Annotated in this window: 6 protein-coding genes; all 6 read right to left on the bottom strand. The window is 65.9% G+C overall.

Annotated elements, in window-relative coordinates; translation table 11 throughout:
• On the bottom strand, positions 1 to 3311 hold a 3311-nt coding region (locus WAW85_RS00350; protein WP_422557696.1), incomplete at its 3' end, for a beta-ketoacyl synthase N-terminal-like domain-containing protein.
• Positions 3312 to 3408: 97 nt separating this feature from the next.
• Entirely contained in the window at positions 3409 to 5316 is a 1908-nt protein-coding gene (gene fadD32 / locus WAW85_RS00345; protein ID WP_422557695.1) for a long-chain-fatty-acid--AMP ligase FadD32, read from the bottom strand.
• Between the two features lie 147 nt (positions 5317 to 5463).
• Positions 5464 to 6468: an LLM class F420-dependent oxidoreductase gene (locus WAW85_RS00340; protein ID WP_422557694.1), complete on the bottom strand. Its 1005-nt coding sequence runs from the start codon at positions 6466 to 6468 to the stop codon at positions 5464 to 5466.
• A 90-nt stretch (positions 6469 to 6558) separates the two neighbouring features.
• Positions 6559 to 7521: a cutinase family protein gene (locus WAW85_RS00335; protein WP_422557693.1), complete on the bottom strand. Its 963-nt coding sequence runs from the start codon at positions 7519 to 7521 to the stop codon at positions 6559 to 6561.
• A gap of 27 nt (positions 7522 to 7548) precedes the next feature.
• Positions 7549 to 8124, bottom strand: a complete 576-nt coding sequence (locus tag WAW85_RS00330) for a DUF732 domain-containing protein (protein ID WP_422557692.1) — start codon at positions 8122 to 8124, stop codon at positions 7549 to 7551.
• 114 nt (positions 8125 to 8238) lie between these two features.
• The coding region (locus tag WAW85_RS00325; protein WP_422557691.1) for an alpha/beta hydrolase-fold protein at positions 8239 to 9463 on the bottom strand (1225 nt) is incomplete at its 5' end.

Here is a 9463-nt window from a genome sequence, read left to right as displayed (position 1 = left end):
AATTCACGCAGATCAGTCACCGCACCGGCGGCCACCTCCCACGCGTGGCGGCCGTCGGGTAGCGCGACATGCGAGCCGGGCACCGAGGTGAGACCGGAGCCGCTGCTGACGGCGGCGGTCAGCCAGTACCGCTTGCGGTCAAAGCTGGTGCGCGGCACATTCCCGTACGGCAAATCCTGACCGGTGCCAAACAGCGCGCCAACGTCGAGCGGGTGTCCATGAACCCAGAGCTTCATCAGCGCGGTCAGCAGACCGGCTGACTCGTCTTCCTTACGGCGCAGCGTCTCAATCAGCTCGGCGTTGGGCACACCCGCGCCGAACGTCGTCGCGGCGACCGAGATCAGCACGGCCGGATTCGGCGCCAGCTCGACAAACGTACGATGGCCGTTCTCAACGGCTTTGGCGATCGCCTGGGCGAACCACACGCTGTGCCGCAGGCCCTTCGTGAAGTATTCGATCGTGTGCACCGGATCGGTACCCGGGCGGTAGAAGGTTTCCCGGTCGACCGAGCTGTAGAAGCCAACGGTCGGCCGCTGCGCGGCAATTCCGGTCAACTCGTAAGCGAGTTCTCCGAGCAACGGATCCATCTGCGAGGTGTGGCTGGCACCCTTGGTCGCCAGCTTGCGCGCCAGCTTTCCCTCGGCTTCGGCATGCGCCACGATCGCGTCGACCTGCGGCTCGGGACCGCCGATAACAGTGTGCGTCGGCGCCGCGTACACACAGATCTCGAGATCTGGGTAGTCGACCAACACGTCGTTGATCTCCTCGGCGCTGTACTCGACCAGGGCCATCAGCCGAATATCATCGCCGACCAGCATCGACTCGCCTTCACCCATCAGCCGCGAACGCTGACAGATGACCCGGGTAGCGTCCGCCAGCGACAGACCGCCGCTGATGTACGCGGCCGAGGCCTCACCCATGGAATGCGGCACCAGAACGCCCGGTTCGGCACCGAAATGCGCCATGGTATCGGCGAGCGCCACCTGGATCGAATAGATGCCGACCTGGCTGGTCTCGATGCGGTAAGTCTGGGCGTCGTCGAGAAACAACTCGACGATCGAGTAACCGAGCTCGTTCTGAACGAGGGCGTCCACCCGGTCGAGGTACTTCGCGAAGACCGGATTCTCCAGATAGAGCTGCTTGCCCATCTTGCGGTGCTGCGAGCCGAAGCCAGACAGCAGCCAGACCGCCGAAGCCGCATCCGGCGAGTCTGCGGTAAAGACGAACGGCACCGTCTTGCCCACGGCCACCGCCTGCGCGCCCTTAAGCGCATCGTCCCAGGTGCGGGCCATGATCACCGAGCGGGTACGGCCGTGGTTGCGGCGTGCCAGAGTGCGGCCGATCTCGACCAGCGGGGTCGAGCGGCCCTCTTCGGTCTCCAACCATTGCGCCAGTTGCGCGGCCGTCTTCTTCCGGCGCGACGGCAAAAAGCCGGAGATCACCAGTGGCACCACGGCGCCCTCGGCCGCGGCCGGGGCGAAGCCGGCGGCCGGATCGGCCTCGACGTGCGCGGCAACGACCTCCGGCTTCTTCGCCTGCGCGGCCAGCACGGCACGTTCGACTTCGGTCAGGAATTCGTCGTCGTCGTCGACTGGCGCTTCGACCAGGTCAGCGGGCAGGGACGAGCCGTCAGTCGGCTCAACGGGCGGCGCTGCGGACAAGTCGGTCGGGAGCACTTCGCGCACGACGATATGCGCGTTGGTGCCGCCGAAGCCGAAGCCGGAGAGGCCGGCGATAGCGTGCCCGGAGTAGCGCGGCCAGTCGGTGACTTGATCGGTCAACTTGAGGTTGGTGGCCTCGAACTGGATGTACGGGTTGGGGCCGACGTAGTTCAACGACGCCGGGATCCGGTCGTGCTGCAACGACAGCACCACTTTGGCCAGCGCGCCCGCACCGGCCGCCGCCTCCATATGGCCGTAATTGGTTTTGGCCGAACCAAGCAGCGCCGGAGCGTCCGGGATGCGTCCGCGACCGACGACGCGGCCAAGCGCATCGGCCTCGATCGGGTCGCCAAGCACCGTGCCGGTGCCATGCGCCTCAACGTAGTCGACGGTGCGCGGATCGATGGCCGCGTCGCGGTAGGCGTCGCGGAGCACGGCGACCTGAGCCTCCGGGTTCGGCGCAAAAATGCCGTTGGAGCGTCCGTCGGAGTTCACCGCGCTGCCCGCGATCACCGCGAGCACCTGGTCGCCGTCGGCACGCGCGTCGGCGAGTCGCTTCAACACGAAAACGCCACCGCCCTCGGCGCGAATCATGCCGTCTGCGTCGGACGAGAAGGCCTTGATCCGGCCGTTCTTGGCCTGTGCGCCGATGCTGTCGAAACCGAGCGTGACGGCCGGGGTGATGATCATGTTGACGCCACCGGCCACGGCGACGTTGGTCTCCCCGGACCGTAGGCTGCGCACCGCCTGATGCACGGCGACCAGCGACGACGAGCAGGCAGTGTCGATGGCGACGGACGGTCCGCGGAAGTCGTAGTAGTAGGAGATCCGGTTGGCCACGATCGACGTCGCGGTCCCGGTCAGCGCATAGGCCGCGGTCTCGGAGGCGCCTTCGCCCAAACCGAGAGTGGCGAGCATCTGATAGTCGTTGGTCGAGGTGCCCATGAAGACACCGACCGGCTCGCCCCGCAGGTCACTAGCTGGCAGATGCGCATTCTCCAGCGCCTCCCAGGTCAACTCCAGCGCCAGCCGCTGCTGCGGGTCAACCATCTCGACCTCGCGCGGACTCATCTGAAAGAAGTCGGCGTCGAAGCCCGCGACGTCGTCGAGGTAGCCACCCTGCACGTTGGCGTCCGCGATCAGCGCGGCCAGGCGCGGATCGGCGGTGAACTCGGTCCAGCGCCCTTCCGGCAGATCAGTAATGCCGTCGACGCCGTCGATCAGGGCCTGCCACGTCGACTCGGGCGTGGACCCGGCCTTGGGGAAGCGGGTGGCCAGACCGATGATGGCGATGTCGTCGTCGGCGGCGCGCTCCCGCTCCCAGTAACGATCGGCGTCAACGTCGAGACCCTCGTCCGGATCGCCCTCGATAATGCGTTTGGCAAGCATGGCGATGGTCGGGTGGTTGTAGGCCGCCGTAGCGGTGAGGATCACCCCGGTGCGGTCCTCGACGTCGGCGGCCAGAGCCACCGCATCGCGCGAGGAGAGACCGAACTCTTCCATCGGCCGATCGTCGGAGATCGCGTCGATCGCCATACCGGTGGTGGTGGACACCCACTGGCGCAGCCAGGCGCGGAGTTCCTCGACGGATAAACCGCCAGCGGTCTCGCCGTCGGTCTCGGTCGATGGAGTGTTCTCAGAGTCAGACATCGTCTACAGCCTATTCAAGTGTCGGTAAGTACGCGTCCAGCCCGGCATGTCGATGACATACCGGGCTGTCGGCGCGAAGTGAACGATGATGCGGAACCTACTCGTCGACCGCATCCGGGAAGGCGGTCTGCTGGTAACCGCCGCGCAGGGTGCCGTCGACGTACGCGGCTTTGGTCGCCCGACGAGCGATCTTGCCGCTGGAAGTACGCGGAATGGAGCCGGCCGGAACCAGCAACAGATCGCGCACCATGACACCGTGGCGTCCGGCGATCGCGGCGCGCACAGCGTCGGCGATCTCCTGCGGGTCGACCTTTCGGCCCGGCCCACGCTCGGCGATAATCACCAGCTGCTCGGACGCATCGTGGGGATCGGCGGTAAGTCCGGAGAAACCGCCGGTAAAGACTTCCGCGGGGAGTTGATTCGCCGGCACGGCGAAGGCCGCCACAAAACCCGGCCGCAGGCCGCTGCTGGCCTCCTGCGCGCTGAACTCGAGGTCCTGCGGGTAGTGGTTGCGGCCGTCGACGATCACCAGGTCCTTGACGCGACCGGTGATGTACAGCTCGCCACCGTAGATGACACCGAAATCGCCGGTGCGCATCCACTGGGCACCGGCAGGGGTCCCGGCGGAGTGACTGCCCTCGGCAAGCGGATGGTCGAGGGTGTTGTGGAAGGTCTCTTCGGTCTCTTCGGGCTTATTCCAGTAGCCCTTGCCGATATTGAGTCCGTGCAGCCAGATCTCCCCGACCTGTCCGTCAGGCATCTCGGTGGACGTGTCCGCGTCGACGATCACCGCCCACTGGCTGAGTGCGACCTGACCGCACGCGACCTGGGCGATCGCGTTCTCGGCGCCCTCGTCGACCGGAACGAAACGCCCCGCATTGAGCTCTTCCCGGTCGACGTAGGTGATCAGCGCCTCGTTGTCACGCTGCGTCGCCGACACGAACAGGGTGGCCTCAGCCATTCCGTAGCACGGCTTGATCGCCTTGGGCGAGAGTCCGTAAGGCGCAAAGGCCTCGTTGAATTTGCGCATCGAGCTGACGGTGACCGGCTCGGAGCCGTTGATCAGACCGATGACATTCGAGAGGTCGAGTTCTTCACCGTCCTGCGGCAGACCGCGGACTGCGGCGTGCTCGTAGGCAAAGTTGGGGGCGGCGGCGTAGGTCGGCGCGTTGTCGTCCGCCGCAGCCAACTCCTTGATCCACCGGCCCGGGCGCCGCACGAAGGCGGCCGGGCTCATGATGGTGATGTACTTTCCGCCCAGGGCCGGAAGGATCACCGTCAGCAAACCCATGTCGTGGAACATCGGCAGCCAGGTGACACCGCGCGAGTTGCGGTCGATCTCGATGCAGTCGTAGATCTGCAGGCAGTTGGCGGCGACCGCCTCGTAGGTGATCTCGACGCCAGCCGGGACGCGGGTGGACCCCGAGGTGTATTGCAGGTAGGCGACGGTGTCGCGGTTGTGGTCTTGTCCGGCCACCGGGGCGACCCAGGTGGACCCGACCGAGTCCGGGACGGCGTCGACGGCGATCACACGCGGACGATCCTTGGCCGGCCGGTCGGCAAAGAAGTCGCGGACGGCTTCGGCCGACTTGGTCGAGGTGAGGATGGCGGTCGGCTGGCAGTCGGCGAGCACGGCGGTGAGCCGGTCGGTGTGGCCCGGTTCGTCCGGGCTGAACAGCGGTACGGCGACGTTGCTCGCGTACAGGGCAGCGAAGAAGCCGATCACGTACTCCAGCGACTGGGGTGCGAGAATGGCGACGCGGTCGCCGGGTTGCGTAACCTGCTGCAGGCGCGCGGCTACCGCACGCAGGCGTTTGCCGAACTGCGCCCAGGTCAGATCCTGCGGCTCGCCGTCGCGCTCGCGGCTGTAGTCGATGAACCGGTACGCCAGCGTGTCGGCTTCGTCCCGGACATTCCGTTCGACGTAGTCGACAAGGGTGGCATCCTCGGTGAACCGAAGATTCCCCGACTCATCGAGAAACTGCTCGAACTCGGTATTCAGCATGTCCAAACTCCCTGCCGCGGTATGCGGCCTCTACTCGTCCCACTCTTCGTGGCGCCGGTGACCAGCCCCCGCAAGTCACCGCGCCCTGTCCGTGCCCCGCCCTCCAACAGTCCCTGCCGGTCCGGAGCACACAAAACCGTGTTGATTCTACTCCCCCCTCAATAACGGGATCACCGGTGCGAATACATCCATTTGCATCGGGAAGATTCCGACGTAGCTCATCGAGGTCTCGCGGCGCACGCGACGCAGTTGTTCGGCGATCTCCTGGTAGGTCCCAAAGGCCAGATATGGGGAGGCGAGCAGATCGTCGACGGTCAGCTCAACATCCCGCGCCACATTCGGCGGATAGCCGTCTGCCAGGGCTTTCAACGCCATCTCAGCGGTCCCGACGCGGTCCTCGGTAACGACGATGCTGGCGATCGTCCAGTTCAGCTCAATCTCGTCGAAACGCTCGCCCGCGGCCTGCCGGACGCGGTCGACGCGCTCGCAGGTGCGCTCGAACGTCATATCTGACAGCCGGAGCCGCCCGTCCGGTGTGGTGCGCGTGGCGATCGAGATGATGTCGGCATGCTTGGCGGCCAGCGCCAGTATGCGGGGCCCCCCGCCGCCGACGGCGATTGGTGGCCGCGGACCCTGTCGGGGCCGTGGGCTGCCTTCCAGTCCGTGAACCGTGTAAAACTCACCGTCGAAGTCGACAGACTGCCCCCGCAGGAGGCCGTCGAGGATGGTCAACGCTTCGTCGAGCCGCCGGACCCGCTCGCCCGGCGTACCGAAGTCCAGACCCGCCGCGTCGTACTCCGCCTTCAGCCAGCCAGCACCGAGGCCCAGCTCAAGCCGACCACCGGACAGGACGTCGATCGTGGTGGCTTCCTTGGCCAGAACGGCCGGGTGCCGGAATCCGTTGGCGAGCACGGACGTGGCCAGCCGGATACTGCTGGTCGCCTGCGACAGGGCACCGAGCGCCGCGAAGGGACCGACCTGATTGCCCAGATGGTCGGGAATCGCGAAGGTGTCGTAGCCGTAATCCTCGGCGGTCTGGGCCAGCCGAACGAAGCGCCGCGCGCCGCCCTCATGCTTGTTGCCTTCGCCGCTCGCACCGAACCGGAATTTCCGCAGCCCGTCGGCGGTGTGGGAGAGGCTACCTGCGGTCAACGACGGCCCTCCTCGCGCATACCAGTCCAGCCGGGATCTTGATTAGGTCACGAAAAGGTTAACGCAGCAGGTGAGCGGACCCAAATACGATCAGCTGTGTTTCGGCTGCGGCGCGTCCTTAATCAACCGCGAGGACCACGCATAGAGCCATTGCGTAGCGGTCGCGCCGCCCATCGACCAATACTTGTCGGTGGCGTACATGGCATGTACCGGATTAGCCGCGGCGCCAGCCAGATTGTTCAACGCGGCAATCGGATTGGTCACCTGCGGCGCATCGCAAATCAGGTCGCCGCCCGCACAGACCGAGTAGACGCGGTCGGTCAGACTTCCGAAGCCACCCGAGCGTGAACCCGTCATCTCGATGCCGGGCACCAGTCCGCCAAAGGCGGCCAGCGCGATTTCGGCCCCGTGTCCGGACGGACTGGGTCCGACATCCTGCTGCTGGCCGGATTCGCGGCGGCCGTCGGCGATCAGGCCGACCCCCAGAATGAGGTCCTGGTCGGCAGCCGGAATGGGTCCGCGATCGTTGCCGATATCGCTGGCGACGTCACCGGCGATCACCGCGCCTTGCGAGAAGCCCATCAAGATGTAAGTGGTCAGCGGACAGTGGTCATGCGTCTTCGTCAACTTCGCGACGGTACGCCGCTTGCCCTGGGCCCGCGAGACGTTGTAGTCCTGCTGCCTATCGCCGAGGACGGTGGGATTCCGGAACTGCGCCACGTAGGGCACGGTGTAGACCTCGGCGCGCTGCGTCGGGAAGTTCTGCTGCAAGGTACGGGTGACGCGCAGCAACAAAGCGTTCCGATTGGCGGTCGGGTTGTACGGGTCGTCGTTCGCACCCGATTCCCAGGTTCCAGGGATCGAGACGACGAGCACATCGGGGCAGTCGGCAGGTTGGGAGTCGGCGCGCGGCGTCGTCGGCGGCGTCGTCGCCCCGGGCGGAACGGGGGGCGACGGCCGCAGCAGCCCGATGACCAAAATGATCACGAGGACAAGGGCGGCGAACGCCAGGACACCCACGCCGAACACCAGCTTGCGCCAGTGTCGTTTCATCGGTGACCCCTCAGATCTGCCCGTGCGTCAGCAAAGGTTCTTCTCGGCAGCAGAGATGAGCTTGTCGGCTTTGGCGCCAGCCTCCTGATCGCTCTGCGTCGTCGGGCCGATACCGGCGCGGATGTACACCTTGATCACGGTCGGGTCGGTGTTCTTACCCTTTTCGCGGCAGACGTAGTGACCCCAGGCCAGCGCGATCGTGTTGTCGTCATCGCCCATAAACGTCACATTGTCGCGCTTCAGCGCGGCCACGTAACTCTTCTCCTTCGCCGACAGCGTGCGCCCATTCGCCTGACCGCTGTCCGGTTCACCATTACCGTTGCCGGTATTGGTCGCCGCCGAACTCGGCTTGGTGGCCGGCAGTTCGGTAGTGGCCTTGGAGGCGGCCGCCTCGGCACTACTGGAGGCGGCGGCCCCGTCGGACGGGCCAGCTGGCACCGACGAGTCCGCCCGCGCGGACGAGTGGCCGGACATGGTCGCGATGGTCGCGTCCTGGGTCAGCGGCGCGGTGGCGGTCGACGAGTCGCCGCACGCGGTGGCCCCGAAGGCTGCAGCGACCAGAGCGGCGCACACAAGGAGGCCGCGCGTGTTCTTGCCTGTCATGCCTTGAGGCTACCTTCCGTTTTCGGCGACTCCGCGCTTCGCAAGGTAATTACCTGCGTAAACACGGCAAATACTCAGCCGATTATCAATATGCGAGCGGGGCGGCCGTCCCGGTCAGGGGCCCTCGACCCGGGCGCCCCGGCTCGGGCTCCAGGTGATCTTGCCGCGCTCGAAGGTCTGAACTCTGCCCTTACCGTCCCGGGTGGGCACCTCGTCGCTGGTCGGCAGACCCAGCCGGGCGAAGCTCGACACGTAGGCGCCGCCGATCGCACCGGTGACCACCTTCGGACCCTTCGGTCCGGTAAACAGGCGACCGTTGCGGAAGTCCTGGGCAAAGCCGCCGGGGATTGCATATTGCGGAGTGAGGCAGCCACCCAGGCTGCGCACTTGCTTGGCCTTCTTGAAGGCCTCCCCGACCTTGCACGCGACGCGGTCGCCGGCCAGGCCAAGCGCACTGGCGGCCTGCGGCCACGCCTGCTTCATCTCAAACTCCCAGTATGGCCAGGTGTGCGTGCCGGACGCACGGTAGACCGCCTGCGCCGGAATACCGAGCTGATTGAGCTTGGTCGCAAACTGTTGGCTAGTGGTCCGCGCGAGAACCTCGAGTCCGACTCCCGAGTAGTTGGTTGCGAGCAGCGGAATGTCGCTGGGGTTGTCGTGCTGTCCGACGACGCCGTTGCCCGAGGAGATGTAGAGGCTGGTGCCGCGCAGTTGGTCGGCGAGCAGGTACGGGTCGTGCTCCGCCCATGCTCGATCGCTGGGCGGTCCGAACATCTTCATCGAGTCGTAGCCGCCGCCGTCGCGCAGCGCGAACTGGATCGCCTGCGGCATGCCGTACGAAGTCAGCTGCAAGATGCCCGAATACGATGCGGCGAATTTGTAGAACCCCGGGTTGCGGGCCGCCAGCATCATGGCGGCGCTGCCACCCATCGAAAGGCCCTGGATCCCGCGCACGTCGGTGGATCGCCACTGATTCTCCAGGAGCGGAGGGAGTTCGTGGATCAGGAATGTCTCCCACTGGTAATTCTTGCCCTTATCGGGCTCTTTCCAGTTGGTGTAGAAGCTGGATTCGCCACCGACGGGCAGAACAACGTTGACATTCTTGTCGCGGTAAAAGCCAGCGATGTCGGTGTTGAGGATCCAGCCGCTCTGATCCTCCTGGGCACGCAAGCCGTCGAGGGTGTACAGCTGCGGGAACTTGGCCTTCTCGTCGAACCACCAGTCACGGGCCAGGAGCAGCTGCACCTGGATCTCCCGCTTCATCGCCGGGGAGAACACCCACAGCGCCACGCGCTGCGAGTCATACCAGAAGGTTTTGGTGACCCGCGCCGGCTCAACC

Origin of the sequence: Gordonia sp. (in: high G+C Gram-positive bacteria) (genome assembly GCF_049299075.1) — a bacterium.
Lineage (GTDB): Bacteria > Actinomycetota > Actinomycetes > Mycobacteriales > Mycobacteriaceae > Gordonia.
Note: the sequence above shows the minus strand (reverse complement) of the source record. Positions and strands in the feature narration are given on the sequence as shown.

Bases quoted from the DNA above. Each gene is read 5' to 3' on its own strand.
- fadD32 (WP_422557695.1), bottom strand. From the start codon at position 5,316: ATGCTGAATACCGAGTTCGAGCAGTTTCTCGATGAGTCGGGGAATCTT.
- WAW85_RS00335 (WP_422557693.1), bottom strand. From the start codon at position 7,521: ATGAAACGACACTGGCGCAAGCTGGTGTTCGGCGTGGGTGTCCTGGCG.
- WAW85_RS00330 (WP_422557692.1), bottom strand. From the start codon at position 8,124: ATGACAGGCAAGAACACGCGCGGCCTCCTTGTGTGCGCCGCTCTGGTC.